General features: G+C 47.0%; 21 protein-coding genes. 7 read left to right on the top strand and 14 right to left on the bottom strand.

Features of this window, described 5'->3' with window-relative positions; genetic code table 11:
* Nucleotides 1-15 precede the first annotated feature (15 nt).
* A complete protein-coding gene (locus tag QMA39_RS16425) occupies nt 16-693 on the top strand; it encodes a DUF421 domain-containing protein (protein WP_027953561.1) in 678 nt (225 codons plus the stop codon).
* Here the strand turns inward: QMA39_RS16425 and QMA39_RS16420 are convergent.
* The 5 genes from QMA39_RS16420 to QMA39_RS16400 all read right to left on the bottom strand — a co-directional run bounded on the left by QMA39_RS16420 (nt 680) and on the right by QMA39_RS16400 (nt 2823).
* Nucleotides 680-1579 carry an MBL fold metallo-hydrolase gene (locus QMA39_RS16420; protein WP_281659344.1) on the bottom strand — a complete coding sequence of 300 codons (900 nt, stop codon included), beginning with the start codon at nt 1577-1579 and terminating at the stop codon, nt 680-682. The two genes, QMA39_RS16425 and QMA39_RS16420, sit on opposite strands and share 14 nt — an antisense overlap.
* A gap of 23 nt (nt 1580-1602) precedes the next feature.
* Nucleotides 1603-1914, bottom strand: coding sequence for a hypothetical protein (locus tag QMA39_RS16415; RefSeq protein ID WP_206931716.1), 312 nt, complete (start codon nt 1912-1914; stop codon nt 1603-1605).
* Nucleotides 1915-1968: 54 nt separating this feature from the next.
* Nucleotides 1969-2199 carry a hypothetical protein gene (locus QMA39_RS16410; protein ID WP_244877712.1) on the bottom strand — a complete coding sequence of 77 codons (231 nt, stop codon included), beginning with the start codon at nt 2197-2199 and terminating at the stop codon, nt 1969-1971.
* On the bottom strand, nt 2196-2522 hold the full coding sequence (locus QMA39_RS16405; RefSeq protein ID WP_027953557.1) for a DUF1360 domain-containing protein: 327 nt from the start codon (nt 2520-2522) through the stop codon (nt 2196-2198). Before QMA39_RS16405 ends, QMA39_RS16410 begins: the two co-directional genes overlap by 4 nt.
* A gap of 67 nt (nt 2523-2589) precedes the next feature.
* A complete protein-coding gene (locus QMA39_RS16400) occupies nt 2590-2823 on the bottom strand; it encodes a hypothetical protein (protein ID WP_027953556.1) in 234 nt (77 codons plus the stop codon).
* Nucleotides 2824-3012: 189 nt separating this feature from the next.
* Between QMA39_RS16400 and QMA39_RS16395 the strand changes: the two genes are divergently transcribed.
* On the top strand, nt 3013-3486 hold the full coding sequence (locus QMA39_RS16395; protein WP_027953555.1) for a CotY/CotZ family spore coat protein: 474 nt from the start codon (nt 3013-3015) through the stop codon (nt 3484-3486).
* A 44-nt stretch (nt 3487-3530) separates the two neighbouring features.
* Here QMA39_RS16395 and QMA39_RS16390 read toward each other — a convergent pair whose 3' ends face one another.
* The 4 genes from QMA39_RS16390 to mgtE all read right to left on the bottom strand — a co-directional run bounded on the left by QMA39_RS16390 (nt 3531) and on the right by mgtE (nt 8986).
* The gene (locus QMA39_RS16390; RefSeq protein WP_281659343.1) at nt 3531-4058 is read right to left on the bottom strand and encodes a CotO family spore coat protein; all 528 of its coding nucleotides are present in this window, start codon (nt 4056-4058) and stop codon (nt 3531-3533) included.
* 487 nt (nt 4059-4545) lie between these two features.
* Nucleotides 4546-5325, bottom strand: a complete 780-nt coding sequence (gene fabI, locus QMA39_RS16385) for an enoyl-ACP reductase FabI (RefSeq protein WP_281659342.1) — start codon at nt 5323-5325, stop codon at nt 4546-4548.
* Between the two features lie 417 nt (nt 5326-5742).
* The gene (locus tag QMA39_RS16380; RefSeq protein ID WP_027953551.1) at nt 5743-7605 is read right to left on the bottom strand and encodes a monovalent cation:proton antiporter family protein; all 1863 of its coding nucleotides are present in this window, start codon (nt 7603-7605) and stop codon (nt 5743-5745) included.
* 16 nt (nt 7606-7621) lie between these two features.
* Nucleotides 7622-8986: a magnesium transporter gene (gene mgtE, locus QMA39_RS16375; protein WP_027953550.1), complete on the bottom strand. Its 1365-nt coding sequence runs from the start codon at nt 8984-8986 to the stop codon at nt 7622-7624.
* Nucleotides 8987-9271: 285 nt separating this feature from the next.
* On the opposite strand from mgtE, the gene prpE reads away from it, so the two are divergent.
* Entirely contained in the window at nt 9272-10006 is a 735-nt protein-coding gene (gene prpE / locus QMA39_RS16370) for a bis(5'-nucleosyl)-tetraphosphatase PrpE (RefSeq protein WP_027953549.1), read from the top strand.
* A gap of 44 nt (nt 10007-10050) precedes the next feature.
* Here prpE and QMA39_RS16365 read toward each other — a convergent pair whose 3' ends face one another.
* The 3 genes from QMA39_RS16365 to QMA39_RS16355 are packed head-to-tail and all read right to left on the bottom strand — an operon-like array spanning nt 10051 to nt 12381.
* On the bottom strand, nt 10051-10956 hold the full coding sequence (locus QMA39_RS16365; protein ID WP_281659341.1) for an RluA family pseudouridine synthase: 906 nt from the start codon (nt 10954-10956) through the stop codon (nt 10051-10053).
* A complete protein-coding gene (locus QMA39_RS16360; RefSeq protein WP_027953547.1) occupies nt 10922-11728 on the bottom strand; it encodes an NAD kinase in 807 nt (268 codons plus the stop codon). Before QMA39_RS16360 ends, QMA39_RS16365 begins: the two co-directional genes overlap by 35 nt.
* 14 nt (nt 11729-11742) lie before the next feature.
* Nucleotides 11743-12381, bottom strand: coding sequence for a GTP pyrophosphokinase family protein (locus QMA39_RS16355; RefSeq protein ID WP_281659340.1), 639 nt, complete (start codon nt 12379-12381; stop codon nt 11743-11745).
* Nucleotides 12382-12512: 131 nt separating this feature from the next.
* Between QMA39_RS16355 and QMA39_RS16350 the strand changes: the two genes are divergently transcribed.
* The 4 genes from QMA39_RS16350 to QMA39_RS16335 all read left to right on the top strand — a co-directional run bounded on the left by QMA39_RS16350 (nt 12513) and on the right by QMA39_RS16335 (nt 14695).
* Nucleotides 12513-13094, top strand: a complete 582-nt coding sequence (locus QMA39_RS16350; protein ID WP_206931708.1) for a CYTH domain-containing protein — start codon at nt 12513-12515, stop codon at nt 13092-13094.
* 55 nt (nt 13095-13149) lie between these two features.
* Entirely contained in the window at nt 13150-13542 is a 393-nt protein-coding gene (locus tag QMA39_RS16345) for a protoglobin domain-containing protein (protein WP_281659339.1), read from the top strand.
* 2 nt (nt 13543-13544) lie between these two features.
* Nucleotides 13545-14432 carry a ClpXP adapter SpxH family protein gene (locus QMA39_RS16340; RefSeq protein WP_027953543.1) on the top strand — a complete coding sequence of 296 codons (888 nt, stop codon included), beginning with the start codon at nt 13545-13547 and terminating at the stop codon, nt 14430-14432.
* Nucleotides 14433-14518: 86 nt separating this feature from the next.
* Nucleotides 14519-14695: a hypothetical protein gene (locus QMA39_RS16335; RefSeq protein ID WP_035531133.1), complete on the top strand. Its 177-nt coding sequence runs from the start codon at nt 14519-14521 to the stop codon at nt 14693-14695.
* A gap of 129 nt (nt 14696-14824) precedes the next feature.
* Here QMA39_RS16335 and pepF read toward each other — a convergent pair whose 3' ends face one another.
* Nucleotides 14825-16633 carry an oligoendopeptidase F gene (pepF, locus tag QMA39_RS16330; RefSeq protein WP_281659338.1) on the bottom strand — a complete coding sequence of 603 codons (1809 nt, stop codon included), beginning with the start codon at nt 16631-16633 and terminating at the stop codon, nt 14825-14827.
* A 70-nt stretch (nt 16634-16703) separates the two neighbouring features.
* Entirely contained in the window at nt 16704-17846 is a 1143-nt protein-coding gene (locus tag QMA39_RS16325) for a competence protein CoiA family protein (protein ID WP_281659337.1), read from the bottom strand.
* Between the last annotated feature and the right edge of the window lie 3 nt (nt 17847-17849).

Genomic DNA, 17849 nt, shown 5'->3' with positions numbered 1-17849 from the left:
GATCGTGACGCTTCCATGGAATATATACAAATTACGGTGGAAACTCTTTTCGGGTTTGCCGCGCTGTTTGTGATGACTAAGGTACTGGGAAAATCCCAGATTACTCAAATTACAGCTTTTGATTTCATCTCCGCACTTGTACTTGGAGAGCTAGTGGGAAATGCCCTTTACGATCCTGACGTCGGTATTCTCGACATCGGTTTTGCCATTATATTATGGAGCGTCCTCATTTACACAACAGAGATGATCACAGAAAAGTTTAAAGGATCCCGGCAGCTTCTTGAAGGAAGCCCATCCCTCGTGATTTATCAGGGAAAGATTGACCGCGAGCAGCTCAAAAAAAATAAGCTGGATATCAACCAGCTTCAACATCTCCTCCGCTCCAAGGACGTCTTCTCAATCAGGGATGTGCAGTATGCTGTTTTGGAAACGGATGGAACCATTTCTGTGTTGAAAAACTCCCATTCGCAAAATGTCAGCCGAAGCGATTTGAACCTCCCTCCCCTTCCCGTCCCGCTTCCCCGCACCATCATCAGCGACGGGGAAGTCATCTGGGATAACCTGAAGGAAGCCGGGCTTGATGAGAAATGGCTGCATCATCAGCTGAAAGCCCAGGATTACGAGACGCCAGAGGAAGTGTTGTATGCAGAGTTCCAGGATGGTGACCAAACATTGTTTGTCATCGGCTTATAGCGGAAAATACCCACTTATGATCAACCAGACGATCTTGAATCACTTCTGCTTTTTTCAAGGTTACGGCATAAGCAGTCACAGCCGTCCGATATAAGAGCCACTGCCCGAGCGCAGGCGCCTGCACATCCCACTTCGTACAGAGAATAGAAATCAGCTCTTCGTGCGTCACCTCTCCTCCTGCTTCCACTGCCGACTGGACAGCATCGAGGATACGTTGATGATAGACGATATTCTGACGGATCGTTTCAGAGGGATCCGTTTCAAATGACCCGTGGCCGGGCACTGTCCCGGCAGACGGTATAGCCAGAAGACGCTCCAAACTGTGGATGGCTTCTCCGGCATCCACCAGAAACGGGATCCGGTGCTTCTGGAGCGTCTCCAGACTGAAATAACTATCCGCGGCATACAGGATATCCCCCGCTTTCAATGCAAGCTGGTGATGACTATGGCCCGGGAGTAGAAAAAGCTCGGCTGTGATATCGCCGAAATCGACTTGTCCCTCATCGACAACCCTGTCAATCCGGACAGGAGGGCCTTCAAGAAACTTATTACGGAGTTCATTAAGCGGAGCCACCCCGTTAAACAGATAGACCGGCTCCAGCGATGGATTGGAAAGGACCGACTCTTCCAAAACGGGGGCAGATGTATGAACGTCATAGGCATTCTGTACATAGGAAGCTCCGCCATAATGATCCGCATGGGCATGAGTGATAAATAGGTGGGTGAGAGGAAGCTGCCGTTTTTCCAGTTCCTTCAGCACTTTTTTAACCGATGACCGGTCGATACCTGAATCAATCAGCAGCCCTGTACTGCCTTTATGAATGTAGCCGATATTTACGGAAGAATGATCATAGAAGCACCAATCATTGATTTGTTTGAACGTCATCGTTACAGCCCCTTCAAGCGTTTCTATACAGTTTCGCTGAAGTAGCTGCCTTTTCCTGTTACAGCAGCATAGGTTTTCCCGTCGATGTTCTGATGCGTGGAAGATGCCTGCCTATGATTTTCAGCCTCTGCCGCATGGAATCCAGGCGTGGTGATAAACGGGCTGTTTTTCTGATAGACAAGGCGGTCCTCTTCTCTCTGCTGCCGACCGGGTCGTTTCGTATCGAGGCTTGCCTTGAAAATTTTATCCACAGCAAAGGACTGCTGGTGCTGATTCACAACTCTTGTCTGGTAATCCTGATACTGGTAATGATTCACAGGCAGAATATATCCCATCTGGAACGCCTCCTTTATCTTCCATTACCCCAAAAACACCGAATTGAACCAGGCCTATCCTTCAAAAAACTTCTCCATCTTCCCTGCATATTTGTTTAGAAATTTTTCTACATCAGTCATCTGTTTGGTAAACCTTTTCTCCCAAGCTCCAAAATCCTTTTCCCACTGCTGGAATTTCTTGTCCGGCTGTTTGATAATGCCTTTATATTTCGACGTTTCCACATCAATTTCCTGCAGGACTTCAAGCAGGGTCTTTTCCTTCTTTTTTTCCTCTTTCCCTGTCACAGGCGGTCTGTCCATGCATACAAAACCGACTGCAGACCTGCAAGAGCAAAGACAAAGACGAGCCACTCCCCGTAAGGAACCGCCAGATAAAATACGACCATAATGATGGAGGACCAGACACCGACACACCACTGACAGCTCAAACCTTCACCGATAAAACCTTTAGGCTCGACCCACTCTTCTTCCACCCCTTGATCGTTCGTAACCAGCTTCACATTGAAAAACGGACGCCTCATCCACTCCATAATGTAATCACGCACAATTAGGCGGGTCAGACGGAAACTCGCCAGGGCAAGCAGCAAAAATTCTGCGATGGATAACATTTGATATCCCATCCTTTCTAAAGAAGAAAAAAGCCACTACATACATCGTAGTGGCTGCTTACTCAGTTTAGAACCAGCGGAATCCTCCACGACGGTCGGAAGACTCATCATCATGGCGCTTTCTAGAACTTGAACTGCTTTCGTCCGCCCCGGCTTCTCTGCGTTTCCTTCCGAAAAACGGATCCACACGGTCACTGCTTTCATCACGGTCATAACGTCCGCGGTGCTGCGGCTCAATAATGACATTATCGGCTTTAATAACCAGGTCTTTCACATGAATGACCTTTTTCTTCTCAGACATTCCCCTCACTCCTTAATCGAATTCATTGTTACTCTATGGTTTTCAGCTTGGCCGGGTATAGTCGTCCGCCCATACCACACGAAAAACTTTGGGAATGCCTGAATACGGACAAATGCCCACACCGACAGCGATGACAGACATATTCTAGTAAAGACAATACGTCAATGCGTATGGAAAGGGGAAAAAACAATGAGCTGTGGTAAAAAATACGATTCAGGCTCCTGTGTTATTGATATCTTAAAAGACATCGTGGATGCTCAGAATGACGTCCTGCACGATTGCACAACGAGCTGTGAACAATCAATCGCAGACCTTCTGGGTGACAGTAACGGAGGATCAGGTTTCGATACAGTACCTGTTATTCTTTACTGTAAAGACGGATGCAAGCCTTTTAAAGGTTACGGTTCAAAACGCAGCGGAGACCGCTGTAATGTCAAAGGGAGCTTTTTCTTCCGCGTCAAGTCCGTAGACGACGATGGATGTGCGATTCTTGAACTTCTATTCTCTGACCGCAACGGAGACGATGAGGATTCAAGAGACGACGATCCGAAATCACCTGCTGATCAAAGCTGCCGCGATCTTCGCGCTTCAGGAATCTGCATCACGGTGGACTTGAACTGCTTCTGCCACGTTACCTGCCTTCCGGCTGCCAGCACGCTGTAAGAAAACAGGAAAAAACCGCGCATACAGGCGCGGTTTTTTCTGTTTCAAAAGCCCAGTAGACGAATATCAATAATCGTATCAAAGTCAATCTCCCTCTGAAATGGCCGCTGAAACACCTTCATATGGACTTTCCCATCCTGATAATCCGTAATGTACCCCCTGAGCTGATCTTCCTTTGTCGTCACTTCACATTTCATCTTCGGAACATGGGGAGATAATTGGAAGAAGTAATCCACTTTCTCCTCAAGGGAGAGCTCGTGGAACCGCTGCCTGCGCTCCCGGCTGGATACTTGCTTTTCTTCGTTATCCTGATCGTTTTCCACCTCTGGCACGTCTGTATTCTCCGGAAGTAATTTCGTTACTTCCTCTGTATGGGCGGCATGGGTTCGGCGCATCCGTGCTTCTTTTTCATATCGTGGTGTTTCTTTTGCAGCGGGCTGTTCGGAACCGCGTGACCTTACTGAGCGTTCCGTACGGAAACTCGTCTGCATAGGAACAACGGCAGGCTTTAGATTTTTCGGCTGAACAATGTAAAGCATCGGCTGCTTGGCAAGACGTTTTTCATCGGCCATGTTAGATCTCTCCTTTTCCAGTCGGTCATCATCTTATGTATATGCCCTGTCTTTCTCCCATGTTCATTTTCGACGATCATCGTGGAAGTTTCCGTATTATTTACACATTCTTTCTCTTGATCATCATCCGGTGAGGAGTGACGCGGTTATGACGATGATTTACATGGATCATTGACGGTCTAACATGGAATCCCTTATTTTTATTGAACAAAAAAAGAGTGATGTTCTTTGATAAATCAAAGAACATCACTCTTTTTAGATGGGACACCGTTGATTCCACAATGAGCGTCCGATGGTGACGCCTGCGGGAACAGCGCGAGCCAGATCCACTTGGTCAAGTAATCTTCTTGACCAAGTTAGCTGAGGCCGTGCCCGCGGCAAGCATCCATCGACAAGCGATTCATGAGAATCAACAACACCCTTTAACCACTTCTCTTGATAGGAAGCAGTATTTCAGCGGCCTCATCAAAATGGACGGATTTTTTCTTTAGTAAGCGACAGTACTGAATCCGGAGTCAACGTGGATGATTTCTCCTGTCACACCACGGGACAGGTCACTCATCAAGTAGTAGCCGGTGTCGCCGACTTCTTCCTGGGTCACAGGTCGACGCAGTGGAGCACGCTCTTCGATCACTTTCATAATTTCGTTGAAATCACCGACACCTTTGGCAGATAATGTCCGGATAGGTCCGGCGGAAATCGCGTTCACTCGGATGTTGTGCTTCCCTAAGTCATTGGCCAGGTATTTCACGCTGGCATCAAGGCTTGCTTTCGCTACACCCATAACGTTGTAGTTTTTCACAACCTGCTCTCCGCCCAGATACGTCAGCGTAACGATGCTTCCCCCGTCGGTCATCAGTGGCTGGGCAGCGCGCGCAACAGCCGTCAGTGAGTAGGAACTGATATTGTGGGCTGTCAAAAATCCATCACGGCTCGTGTTCAAAAACTCATCCTTAAGCTCTTCCCTGTTCGCAAATGCAATACAATGGGCAAGTCCGTGAATCGTTCCGACATCCCGGCCGATTTCTTCAAACGTCTGGATAATCGCTTCGTCGTTGGTCACATCGCACTCATACACCAGAGGTTCTTCCACTCCGTCCAGAGTCGCGGCCAAGTCCTGCACCGACTTTTTAAACCGTTCTGATGCCACGGTGAAAATCAACCGGGCGCCCGCTGCGTGCAGAGAACGTGCAATTCCCCACGCAATACTCCGCTTGTTGGCAACACCCATGACTACATACGTACGTCCTTCTAAAGAAAAGTTCACGCTGATTTCCCTCCTCAATCTTTCTCACAATTTAGTATTTGTTATTAGTACCTGCTCCTATTTTAAACCATCCACGTTTGAAAAACAAATTACGCTTTAGAAAACCTTTCACACCTTTTTTGAACCGTAAAAAAAAGGAAGGGGGATCTTCTACTTTATAGAAGATCCCCCTTCCCAACTCATCCATCAGTCCGGGCTGTGGAGTGTTCGGTGATGACGCCTGCGGGAACAATACGAGCCGAAGATCCACTTGGTCAAGCGACCTTCTTGACCAAGTTAGCTGAGGCCGTGCCCGCGGGCAAGCATCCGCCGATAAGCGGAACGTGATCATCCACCTTAACCTGAGTCAGCTCCAAAAGTTGAAAAGCATGTTCCCACAATGGGAACTCCCACTCTAACAAAAGCAGCATTCCTTCATCAGCACCATTCGCAGTATTCCAGTTCCATTTTGAGTTCATCCACATACTCGTTGGAACCTGTCACGATTAAGCGGTCCCCGATTTTCAACTCCGTATCGCCGTGAGGAACGATGGAATCTTTGCCACGGAAGATCCGGACCATGATTACGTCTCCGGTAAAAGGGAACTCCCTGATATGGACGCCGTTATACATGGAATTGTTCATATTGATCTGATAAAGCGCACTGTCCTGCTTAGTCAAAATATCAAGCACGTTCGGTGCTTCGATCATCGCTTTCAAAAGAGCCTTCGAAGACAGGAAGACACTGAAGACACTGATGCCAAGCTCCTTCATCTCTGTAGAAAGTTCAGGAGATTCGACACGGACAATGATCCGCTCCACACCTTGTTCTTTTGCATAGCGGGCGATTTCTGCGTTTCTTTCTTCGTCCCCTGTAGAAGCGACGACAAGGTCCACATCAAAGACACCAAGCTCTTTCATATTCTCCACGTTGTAACCGTCCAGCTCTTTGATATCAAAGCAGTTCCGGCTGATCCGCTCATCGATTTTATCGACTTTCGTATGATACAAATGCGTTTCATACGCGTTGATATCCAGTTCGCGCACGACAGGAAGGGTCATCCGGTTGGATCCGATGAAGGAAACCACCGTTTTATGGTCCTCATCCTCAAAGCGTCCGTAAACCTTTTTGAAGACGATCGGTGCGACAACGCAGGTCAGGACGGCTACGAGAATAAGCGCCCCTTCCATCTGATCGTCAATCATTCCTTCTCTTTTACCAATCGCAGCAGCGGCAATAACGAGAGATAAGGTGGACGTCAGAATAAATCCGGATCCGAACACCGTCTTACGGTCATACCACTTCGAAAGGATTAAGGCCGGAACAATTTTGGAAATCAACAGGGCTGCAAACAGCAGCGGAATCAATAACAGGACACGTGTATCCGTAAACAAACTCCAAATATCAATTTCTACACCGACCATGACGAAGAAGATCGGGATTAAGAAGCCATATCCGAAACTGTCGAGCCTTTTGACCATTTCCGGGTTCGGTGAAAGCAGAGAAACAAGGGTACCCGCTAAAAAGGCGCCCAAAATGTTTTCCGCACCCACAGTTTCCGATAAAGCAACGAGAAGAAGGATCAATGTAAAGACGGCACGCGTATCGATCTGGATGGTACCTTTGGCCATCGTCTCCACAAAGGATTGGTGACGAAACTTTTTCCCGATGTAATAGAAAAGCACACCAGCAGCAAACAAAATGAGCAGAAGCCACGTATTGCCGCCGTTCTCTCCATAAATGGAGACGAATACGGCCAATAGGATCATGGTAACGAGGTCGGCGATCACGGCGATCAGAAGGATGGTCTGACCGATCGTCGTTTTCATCATCTGCGCATCTTTCAAGGTTGGAACAACAACACCAAGGGAGATCGTTGAAATGATCAACGTCATGAGAAAGGCATTGTCTATGAATCCAGCCAGCACGAATATATAGGACAGCGCCAGGGAAATGATGAATATTCCAACAAATACGATGACCGCCACCCATACTGGATTCGGGGCGCCGGTTCCCTGGTTGACCGGTTTCGCACGTTTTTTCTTACTTGCAAAAATGGAGAAGTCTATTTCCAGACCACTCAGGAACATAAGAAAAATGAACCCCAGGGTCGATAGAATTTCAAGCCAGCTTCCCTGTTCAACAAGGTCAAATCCACTTTGACCTATAATCAAACCTACGATGATTTCTGCTACTACCACCGGAATCATATTCAGTTTAAACCGGTGGAGTAGGATGGGAGTAATAAATGCTGCAATTATGACAATAACCAGTGAAGTTACTGAAGCACCATGTTCCATACTCGCCCTCCTTCCTTCATATCAAAAAATTCATAAAGGCTGTTGCCATACCGAAGTAAATCAGAATGGAAATCAAGTCATTCACAGTTGTGATGAATGGTCCTGAGGCAACAGCGGGGTCAATGTTCAAACGATGCATGATAAGGGGGACGAGAGATCCTGCGAGCGTTGCAACAATCAGCGTTAATAAAATGGACAAACCTACTAATAATCCTAAGAAAAAGTTTCCCTGCCATATATAAACGATAAGGGTAATCAGCACACCACAGGAAACTCCGGTGATCACACCTGTTCCTGCTTCTCTCATCATCATTTTCCATTTTCCTTGTTTCTCAATTTCTCCTGTAGCAATTCCACGGACAGCAACAGCAAGCGCCTGTGTACCCGTGTTTCCACCCATACCGGCAATCAGCGGAATAAAGATGGCCAGAATGGCAACTTTATCCAACGTTTCCTCAAACCGCCCGATCAGGCTGGCTGTTAAACTCCCTAAGAATAACAGGATCACCAGCCAGGGAAGCCTCTTTTTCGCAGAGGCAAAAGCATTATCATCCGGACTGTCCACATCAGAAATCGCAGCAAGCTTCGAGTAATCATCGCTGGCCTCTTCTTCCATGACGTCCATAATATCATCCACGGTAATGATTCCAAGCAGATGATCTTGAAAATCGACAACAGGCAGCGCGAGAAAGTCATAATCCCTGACCATCCGGGCTACCTCTTCCTGATCTTCCCCTACTGATACCGATACCACTCGTTCATTCATGACATCGGAAATCAGCCAGTCTTCTTCAGAAATAATCAAATCCCTCAACGAAATAACACCAACCAGCCTTTTATCTTCATCTATGACATACGTATAGTAAATCGTTTCGGCATCAGGGGCTTCTGTTCTCAAATGGACCATGGCTTCCTTGATCGTCATACCGGCCCTTACAACAACAAACTCCGTCGTCATGATAGACCCTGCGGTTTTCTCCTCATAATGGAGCAGGTCCTTGATTTCATCCGCAGCTTCATCATCCATAATCGTCAAGAAGCTGGCTACTTTATCTTTATCTAATTCGTTGAATATATCAACGGCATCATCGGCAGACATTTCGGCGAACACCTGGGCGGCAAATCTTGGATCCATTTCTGAAAAGAAGGGTTCAATTTCCTCATAATCGATATGCTCCATCACATCTGCCACTTCTTCCGGTGACAAATAGGTATAGATCTGCATTCTTACATCCGCATCCAGATCCTCAAAAATCCGCGCCTGATCATAGGGATGCATCTCCAAAAATTCAGCACGGAACTGGTCGATATGTTCATTGAACAGGGCATCTTTAATATTTGCCCAGACTTCTTTCCGCTCGTGGTCATCTAAGTGTTCCATAAGCAGCCCTCCCCCGTGTCTATTTCGTTTTTGACCGTTTAATCTTAATTGTGATTCATAGGTTTGTCAACGAATGTCACGCAACTTTTAAATTCAGCTTCCGTACCGTCTTTACGCCTATCCGTAGTGTAACAGAAAGGTCCTTCCGGGATGGAATAACAGGCGGCCATGTTTATTATTCATCCCCGTGGGAAAAATATCATTCAGATTCCTTCACGCGGCTGCAATTTCTGCCCTTTTAAAACTCCTGCAGCCCCTCATTCCAATTACAAAAGGAGCGTCATTATGACCTATGATGTGATCGGAGATGTCCACGGCTGTCTCCCAGAGCTTGTTCAGCTGTTCGAGGAACTCGGTTACAACTGGAGCGACGGACTTCCCCTCCACCCGGATGGCCGTGTACCGGTATTTGTCGGAGATATCACGGACAGAGGGCCGGACTCTCTCGGGTGCATCCGGCTTGTGTACAGACTTGTCTATGAACAAAACGCCCTTTATGTCCCGGGAAATCACTGTAACAAATTGTACCGATTCTTTCTTGGAAACCCGGTCCAGGAAAAACACGGATTGGAAACGACCGCGGCGGAATACAGAAACCTGCCCGGGAAGGAGCAGCAAGTAGTGAAAAAGCAGTTTCTTCAGCTTTACGAAGAAGCTCCGCTGCATCTGATTCTGCAAGATACAGGAGCTGTCGTGGCTCATGCCGGTATTAAAGAGGAAGATATCGGAAGACAAAGCAGACGGATCGAAACATTCATTTTATATGGAGATATTACCGGGGAAAAACTCCCCGACGGACGCCCTGTAAGGAGGGACTGGGCTCAGGACTACAAGGGAAGCCGATGGATTGTTTATGGTCATACCCCTGTAAAAACGCCACGTTTTGTCAATAAGACCGTCAATATTGATACAGGATGTGTCTTTGGAGGAAAACTGACGGCTTTCAGGCTTCCGGAAGAAGAGGTGGTCAGTGTCTCCTCCTCGATGCCTTATATAGAAGAGAAATTCCGATACGATTGATGATATCCATCATAAGGTAAAAAAAGCTTGAGAACCCTATGTCCTCAAGCGAATAGATCCCACTCTCCAGGTGTTTCCGATACGAATGTCATCCTTTTCTTACTCCAGGGATGACGGAAGTTCAATTGGTAACAGTGCAGCGCCTGTCCCGGGATCCACGGGCAGGCGTTTCCACCATAGAGGGTATCCCCGGCAAGCGGATAACCCAGGTGTTCCAAGTGCACCCTGATTTGATGCGTCCGTCCTGTCATGAGCTGGAGGCGGAGCCATGTATACGCCCCGCTTCTTTTCTCCACTTCATAACGCGTCTCAGCCGGCCGTCCTTCCGGTGATGTTGTACGGCGGATAATCGACCCCTCCGCTCGTGCAATGGGCTGATTCACGATGCCTTGATCCGCTTGTACGCTTCCCTCCGCTACAGCTTTATACCGGCGGTCGATTTTCTTCATGCTCTGTGTCAGCAGACGATGGCTGTACGCGTGTTTAGCGGCCAGCATTAATCCGCTCGTGTCCTTGTCCAGCCGTGTGACGATGTGAACCGTGCACGGATAGTTTTCCTGGATGTATCGGTAAAGCAGGTAAGCCGCTACAGACGGTTCGTTTTTATCAAAAGCGGGGACCGAAAAAAGGCCGGCCGGTTTATTGATCACGAGTACATCCTCATCTTCATACACAATGGAAAGCGAACCTTCCATCGGCTCAATGGACCCGCGCTCCTCCTTTGGAAATTCCACTTCAAGGAGATCGCCGCTCCGCAGAGGCTGCCACATCTCCACCCGTTCACCATTGACAAAAACGCTGCCGCTGATCCGCACCTTTTTGATCAGCTGCCGGGAGAATTCTCCCGCTCCAAACAGGAAATCACGGCTTGAACAACCGGAATAAGCGGCGGTGATGGTCCACCGCTTTTTCACTTTAGACGGAGTATTCATCCGCAACGAAGGAGTCATGCACGCGTTTCCAGAATGGGAATGGACGGAAGCGTGCGAACCGTACTTTTTCTTCAGCCACCCGGCACTGAATCGACTTCACGTCTTTATACGTTCTTGAAATGTGATCGATGGTGAACAGGAAGCTGCGGTCATGAAGCGGCTTGAACATACATGTATGATGGCTCGGCAGGATCAGGGGCGACCCGATCGTACGAAAAACCCGGTTGTTGATGGAGGCCATTTCGGCAATCTGGAAGGCCTCCAGTGATGGGTGCAGAATCGCTCCCCCGAGCGCCTTGTTGTAAGCCGTGCTTCCTGAGGGTGTGGATACACATAAGCCATCTCCACGGAAGGTTTCGAAATGATCGCCCTTAATTTCAATATCCATCACGACAGAACCTTCGGATGTTTTGATCGTGCATTCATTCAACGCCAGGTAACGGTCTTCTTCACTGCCATCTTTCGGACGGATCGTCACCTCAAGGAGCGGATATTCCACTACTTGAAAAGGCGTTTTCGCTATTTCAATGATCAGTTTTTCAAGTTCTTCCGGCATCCAGTCAGCATAGAAACCAAGATGCCCGGTATGAATACCGATAAATGCGGTTTTATCCAAACGGTGGACATACGTATGGAAAGCTTCCAGAAGGGTCCCGTCCCCGCCTACGGATATGGCCAGTTCAGGCTCATCCTCATCATATTCCAGCTGGAATTCAGTTAAGTAATTCTTAATTTTTGAACGGATTTCGTTGGATTTCTGATCTCCCTTAGATAAGATCGAAAACTTCATCGTCGGCCACTCCTCTACATTTTTTTCGGGTTTTTCTTCTGTTCTTCTTTTCTTAAGAAAGCACGCTGGGCTTCCTGCACCTCATTTTTAATCTTGGACATTTCTTCATCTAATTGAAAGGCAGCTTCGCCTGCGCGCTTCAGACGGGATTTGATCTCTGCAGGTATCTTACCCGAATATTTGTAGTTTAACGAATGTTCATTGGTAGCCCAGAAATTCATCGCCAGGGTCCGGATCTGAACTTCAGCGAGCAGCCGCTTTTCCCCGTGAATGGTTTCAACAGGGTACTCGATAATCACGTGGAAGGAACGGTACCCGCTGTCTTTTTTTCTGGACACATAGTCCTTTTCCTCAACAATCCTAAAATCATGCCTGTTTCGCAGCATATTTACAACGGCGTAAATATCGTCTACAAACTGACAGACGACGCGCACACCAGCGATGTCCTGGATTTCCTCTTCAATGTTTTCAGGATTGATCCCTTTTCGTCTCGCTTTTTCCAATATACTTGTTTGTGGTTTAACGCGTCCGGTTACAAACTCTATCGGAGACTGTTCCTCCTCATATTCAAACTGCCGCCTCATGCCTTTCAGCTTTATTTTCAGCTCCTCAACTACCTGAGCATATGGGGCTATAAATATATCCCAATTCATTAAGCGTCCACCTTTATGTAACCAATCTTTATAGTAATTATGTGCGTTTTATCTTTCATTCATTGTATCATAAAGTTAGCCTGCTGAAGAAGCAGAGTGACCGAAGGAACTACAATACAGGAGGGGTTCTCATGACCCAGGAAATCGAAATTGAATTCAAGAACCTGCTGAAGGAAGAAGAATACAACCAGGTTTATCATTTTTTACCATTCAAATCAGTTGAACTTATCGAACAAACCAATTATTATTTTGAAACAGAAGATCTAAAACTGAAGCAGCACGGAGCGGCTTTGAGAATCCGCAAAAAAGCCGATCAGTGGACACTGACCTTGAAGCAGCCGCACCCGGAAGGTCTGCTTGAAACACATGATTCCCTCACAGAGGAAGAAGCCAATTTATGGATACAGAACAAACGAGTGGAAAAAAGCCGGGTGTTCAAACAGCTGCGTGATCTCGGCATTGATCCGGACCATCTGCACTATTTAGGTTCGCTGACGACAAGGCGGAAAGAAGTGGAGTATAACGGCGCCCTTGTTGTCCTTGACCACAGCCTCTATTATGACAAGGAGGATTACGAGCTTGAGGTAGAAGCAGAAAGCAGAACGTCGGGAAAAGCCGTAATACAGGAAATTCTTGAGTCCTGCAATATTCCTGAGCGGGAAACAGATAATAAGATCAAACGTTTCTACAACGCCAAGCTCGAATCAGAATAGTTGCTGTCAGACAACCCTCATTGCTAAAATGTTGAACAGACAAGGATGGGATGCTATGCAGCGAAATCAATCGTTTTACGATGCCGTCGGAAAAGAAAAAATCGACGAACTGGTGGAAGCCTTCTACAAGAGAGTCCAGCAGCACCCGGATTTGATTCCGATATTCCCGGATGATTTTACAGAAACCATCCGGAAACAGAAACAATTTTTAACACAGTTTTTCGGAGGCCCTCCCCTCTATATGGAAGAGCACGGCCATCCGATGCTGCGGGCCAGGCACCTTCCCTTTGAAATCACTCCTGCCCGGAGAGATGCATGGTTGTCCTGCATGTCCGGAGCTATGACAGAAGTGGATTTGGAGGAGCCTTACCGCTCTGCCATGTTCGACCGGCTCGTGAAAACGGCCAACCATATGATGAATACACCTGAGGATGAGAAAGGAGAATAGTTGTGGGTTGGAAAAGTTTAGATCGTGATCTACAGACAAACGGAACATCAAGCGGCTTTTTTAATTTATTGAAACGCCCTATAGAGATATACGTCTTCATCGACCCGCTTTGTCCAGAATGCTGGTCACTTGAACCCTTTCTTAAAAAGCTCACGATCGAATATGGACGCTTCTTTACCATCCGCCCGGTCATTAGCGGGAATCTTACTTCCTTACAGGAGAGTTACGGCAGAAAAGCCGAAAATCTGAAAAAAGAATGGGACCACACCGGTTCCAGAACAGGCATGTGCTGTGATGGGGATGTATGGCTTGAAAATCCTGTTGCCTCCCCGCTTGCGACTTCACTGGCTGTTAAAGCCGCTGAACTGCAGGGAAAAAAAGCAGGCATGCGCTTCCTTCGTAAGATTCAGGAATACGTATTTCTGGAAAAGAAGGATATTTCCAATGAAGAAGTCCTTATTGAATGCGCAGAAAACAGCCGTCTGGATGTTGCTGAGTTCAAACGGGATCTTCATTCTGATGCAGCCCGCCGCGCTCTTCAGTGCGACATGAAACTTGCTGGTGAGATGGAAGTGGATTCTACTCCGACCATCGTCATTTTCAATGAATCAGAAGAAGACGCCGGATTAAAAGTGACCGGCCTGTATTCGTACGATGTTTATGTGAAAGTGTTGAAAGAAATGCTGCAGAAGGATCCTAAGCCGGGGGTCAAACCCGATTTAGAGGATTTCTTACAGCACTATCGCTTTGTAGCCAATAAGGAAATTGCCGTCGTTTATGACTGGACGGAACAAGAAGCTAAACACGAAATGAAGAAGCTCGTCCTAAAACAGAAAGTACGCGAAGTCCCTGTGAAACACGGGGCTTTCTGGAAATATATCGGTTCATAAAAAAAGCTCCCGGAGAGGGAGCTTTTTTATGGCCTGATCATGACGAATTCGCCTTGATCATACATTTTTATAAAGGGGGACTGGTCATGAAAATATGGTTGACGCTGTCCGCGCTGGCTGTCCTGTTCATGCTCTTACTTTTCCACTTGTTTGCTCTGATGCATCTCTACCCTCTCTACATCACTTCCCCTCTCTTGTTTACAGCCATTTTCCTCATTGTGTCGGCAGCCTCCTACAAAAAAACATTCAAAGGCTTTCATTAACCCTGTTTCACGCTTCACACTCGTACGGTCGGCTGGTTGAAGAAAAATTTCCCCCTTACCGCAAGGGCATGAACATTCCGAAAAAAAAAGCTTGTAGAAAAACACAAAGTTTCTCTACAAGCTTTTTCCTTATTTTTTGAGAAGCTGCTCCATTTCATTGAGTTTTTCCTCAAAGACATCCAGGGCAGACGAAATCGGATCTTTCGATGTCATATCAACACCGGCCTGCTTCAGCACTTCAATCGGGTAATCACTGCTTCCAGCTTTCAGGAAATTCTTATAACGTTCGACAGCAGGGCTGCCTTCTTCAAGAATCTGTCCAGCCAGAGCCTGTGCGGCTGCATAGCCCGTCGCATATTGATAGACGTAATAGCCCATATAGAAGTGTGGGATTCTCGCCCACTCCAGACCGATTTTTTCATCGATGACAATGTTTTCCCCGAAGTATTTTTTGTTCAGATCATAGTAGATTTCGGTCAGTTTCTCAGCTGTCAGCGCTTCCCCATTCTGGGCCTGCATATGAATCGTGTGCTCAAATTCTGCAAACATCGTCTGACGGAAAACTGTGCCCCGGAAACCTTCCAGGAAATTGTTCAACAGATACAGCTTTTCTTTATCACTGTTCGTATGCTTAGTCATGTACTCATTCAGAAGAGCCTCATTGCACGTAGACGCAACTTCAGCCACGAAGATGGAATAGTTTCCATAACGGTACGGCTGATTTTCGTGCGTATAATAGCTGTGCAGGGAATGTCCGAGCTCATGGGCAAGTGTAAACAAATTGTTTACGTTATCCTGCCAGTTCATTAAAATATACGGATTTGTACCGTAATGGCCGGAAGAGTAAGCACCACTGCGCTTCCCTTTGTTTTCGACGACATCGATCCAGCGGTTTTCAAACCCTTCCTTCACAGTGTTTACGTATTCCTCTCCAAGAGGCTCCAGACCTTTCAAAACAAGATCTTTGGCTTCCTCATATGGAATATCCATCTCCGCTTCTTTGACCAGCGGCGTGTAAAGGTCGTACATATGGACTTCATCAAGATTCAATACTTCTTTTCTCAGTTCGACATAGCGGTGAAGCAGCGGTAGACGGTCCGTGACTGCTTCAATCAGGTTATCGTAGACGGATTCCGGAATATTGTTGTTATCCAGCTTCGCCTGTCTTGCACGGTCATATTTCCTGACCTGAGCATTGAAATTGTTCTTTTTCACATGTCCGCTCAGCGTGGAGGCGAATGTATTTTTAAATGCACCGAACGTATCATACATCGCATCAAAGGCCGCTTTCCGCACATCCCTGTCATCCGATTTCAGGAAGTTGATATAACGGCCGTGGGTGAGATCCACCTCTTCCCCTTGTTCATTCTTAATGGATGGGAAAGTAAGATCCGCATTATTCAACGCCCCGAAGGTCTGGGATGGACTTGCTCCAATTTCAGAAAAGCCTGCAAGGAGTTTCTCTTCCTTCTCACTTAAAACATGGGCACGCTGACGGGTAATCTCATCCAGCGTATGCTCATACAGCTTCAGAGGCTCATGCTCATTAAGAAAGGCCTGCACCTTTCCTTCCGGCAGGGCTAGAATCTCCGGCACGATAAAGCTCATTGCGGAAGCGATTTTCGTATAGAGATTTTCCGCTTTCGCATTCATTTCCTGATAATAGGCGTTCGTTGTATCCTGATCGTTGCGCATATGCGCATACGTGAATAACAGCCCGATTTTATTGGATATTTTATCCTGGAAAGATAAAAGCTCATATAATTGTTCAGCAGATTCACCGATGCTGCCCTGATATTTCTCCATTTCAGGAAGCATGGCTTTCGTTTCTTCAAGATCTTTATACCAGTCTTCATCTGCAGCATACATGGCTTCAAGGTTCCATGTTTTTTCTACAGGGACTTCTTCTCGTTTTGGCAGTTGTTTAGTAGATGACATCTGCATCCTCCTTTATTTCATTCCTCATCCTCATTCACTTCTCGATAAAAGAAAAAATACCTCCCCGCTGCTACATGATCTTTAAATTTTTCAGCTTGGCCAGCGTGGTCCGGTCATCCAGAAAGGCTTCCTCCATAGTAGCCGGGAAAGCAACCTCCCTGGTTTTCACCCACTTATTGTTCCCTGTTTTTTTCAGGATATTTAAGAGGCTGAGCAGCTCCGCATACTCCGATACAGGATCAGGCTTGTATTGATTAATTGTAACCGGAACTTCCATTTTCGGGAATTCCACCACTGAACCGATGGGGACCGGCGTAAAATGGTCTAATAAAAGCCTTGTCTGCCATATGTAAGGCTTTACACTCAACTGCACCTGACTCTCTACGGGAAGGTAACACACGCTTGGAATGAGGGAAAAGTGATACCCCTTCAAGTATAGATACTGCCGGAACTGCTTCTCCTTACTGCCCGGCTCCCGGCGGTATGTTGACCGGTTATTGTGCCAGGATTTTTTCCAGTGATGGAAAATGGATGGGAGTACGGCTTTCCGGCCGGGGGAGAAAATTTGAGGAAACGTGCTTTGCGGTAAGAAAAAGGAGTGAAATGAACCGGTAACAGAGGCTGGGGACAACCAGCGGAGACCGGATGCTGTCGTCATCGTCTTTTTGCGTGGGTGAAGGAAGAAGAGTTGATAACAAGAGGACCATTGGTATAAGAAGGATTGAAGAAAGGAATTAAATTGGAGAATATGAGGGCCTTTCTTTTTCCAGTGCCTCGGTCCAAGGATCCATAAAGGAAAGATCCCATGGTCCACGTACCCTTTTGTACGCTTCCATATGTCTGTAACTGGTATCGTAGAGCACTGATACTCTACAGCGACCTGCCGCTTAGAACCGTAAATGTAGACATCTGGCTGCTGTTGAATACCGGGAAGGTAACTTTCCAGTTCTACCTGATAACCCCGGGCTCTGAGCCATTGGTATATCAGCCACTTTCCAGCTTCATGCTCCTCTGATTCCCCGCCTTTTATCGAGGGACAGCGACTGTCCGGGAGATGAGCAAAGTGCGGTATCACTTTGGGTCCCGACCGGATCCGGACAGGCTCCCGGCAGGATGGACAATAATAAGCGCGCTCTTTCAATCGGGAAATATCGGAGAAGGATTTTTGATAAATGGACTGAAGCTGCTCTTGATCATTAAGAGCATACAGCATAAA

The sequence above is a fragment of the Halobacillus sp. Cin3 genome, from assembly GCF_947311855.1.
Lineage (GTDB): Bacteria > Bacillota > Bacilli > Bacillales > Halobacillaceae > Halobacillus > Halobacillus kuroshimensis.
Note: the sequence above shows the minus strand (reverse complement) of the source record. Positions and strands in the feature narration are given on the sequence as shown.

Excerpts from the sequence above, each read along its gene's own strand:
- QMA39_RS16425 (WP_027953561.1), top strand. The coding sequence starts at position 16 with ATGGAATATATACAAATTACGGTGGAAACTCTTTTCGGGTTTGCCGCG.
- QMA39_RS16420 (WP_281659344.1), bottom strand. The coding sequence starts at position 1,579 with ATGACGTTCAAACAAATCAATGATTGGTGCTTCTATGATCATTCTTCC.
- QMA39_RS16415 (WP_206931716.1), bottom strand. The coding sequence starts at position 1,914 with ATGGGATATATTCTGCCTGTGAATCATTACCAGTATCAGGATTACCAG.
- QMA39_RS16405 (WP_027953557.1), bottom strand. The coding sequence starts at position 2,522 with ATGTTATCCATCGCAGAATTTTTGCTGCTTGCCCTGGCGAGTTTCCGT.
- QMA39_RS16400 (WP_027953556.1), bottom strand. The coding sequence starts at position 2,823 with ATGTCTGAGAAGAAAAAGGTCATTCATGTGAAAGACCTGGTTATTAAA.
- QMA39_RS16395 (WP_027953555.1), top strand. The coding sequence starts at position 3,013 with ATGAGCTGTGGTAAAAAATACGATTCAGGCTCCTGTGTTATTGATATC.
- QMA39_RS16390 (WP_281659343.1), bottom strand. The coding sequence starts at position 4,058 with ATGGCCGATGAAAAACGTCTTGCCAAGCAGCCGATGCTTTACATTGTT.
- QMA39_RS16380 (WP_027953551.1), bottom strand. The coding sequence starts at position 7,605 with ATGGAACATGGTGCTTCAGTAACTTCACTGGTTATTGTCATAATTGCA.
- mgtE (WP_027953550.1), bottom strand. The coding sequence starts at position 8,986 with ATGGAACACTTAGATGACCACGAGCGGAAAGAAGTCTGGGCAAATATT.
- prpE (WP_027953549.1), top strand. The coding sequence starts at position 9,272 with ATGACCTATGATGTGATCGGAGATGTCCACGGCTGTCTCCCAGAGCTT.
- QMA39_RS16365 (WP_281659341.1), bottom strand. The coding sequence starts at position 10,956 with ATGACTCCTTCGTTGCGGATGAATACTCCGTCTAAAGTGAAAAAGCGG.
- QMA39_RS16360 (WP_027953547.1), bottom strand. The coding sequence starts at position 11,728 with ATGAAGTTTTCGATCTTATCTAAGGGAGATCAGAAATCCAACGAAATC.
- QMA39_RS16355 (WP_281659340.1), bottom strand. The coding sequence starts at position 12,381 with ATGAATTGGGATATATTTATAGCCCCATATGCTCAGGTAGTTGAGGAG.
- QMA39_RS16350 (WP_206931708.1), top strand. The coding sequence starts at position 12,513 with ATGACCCAGGAAATCGAAATTGAATTCAAGAACCTGCTGAAGGAAGAA.
- QMA39_RS16345 (WP_281659339.1), top strand. The coding sequence starts at position 13,150 with ATGCAGCGAAATCAATCGTTTTACGATGCCGTCGGAAAAGAAAAAATC.
- QMA39_RS16335 (WP_035531133.1), top strand. The coding sequence starts at position 14,519 with ATGAAAATATGGTTGACGCTGTCCGCGCTGGCTGTCCTGTTCATGCTC.
- pepF (WP_281659338.1), bottom strand. The coding sequence starts at position 16,633 with ATGTCATCTACTAAACAACTGCCAAAACGAGAAGAAGTCCCTGTAGAA.
- QMA39_RS16325 (WP_281659337.1), bottom strand. The coding sequence starts at position 17,846 with ATGCTGTATGCTCTTAATGATCAAGAGCAGCTTCAGTCCATTTATCAA.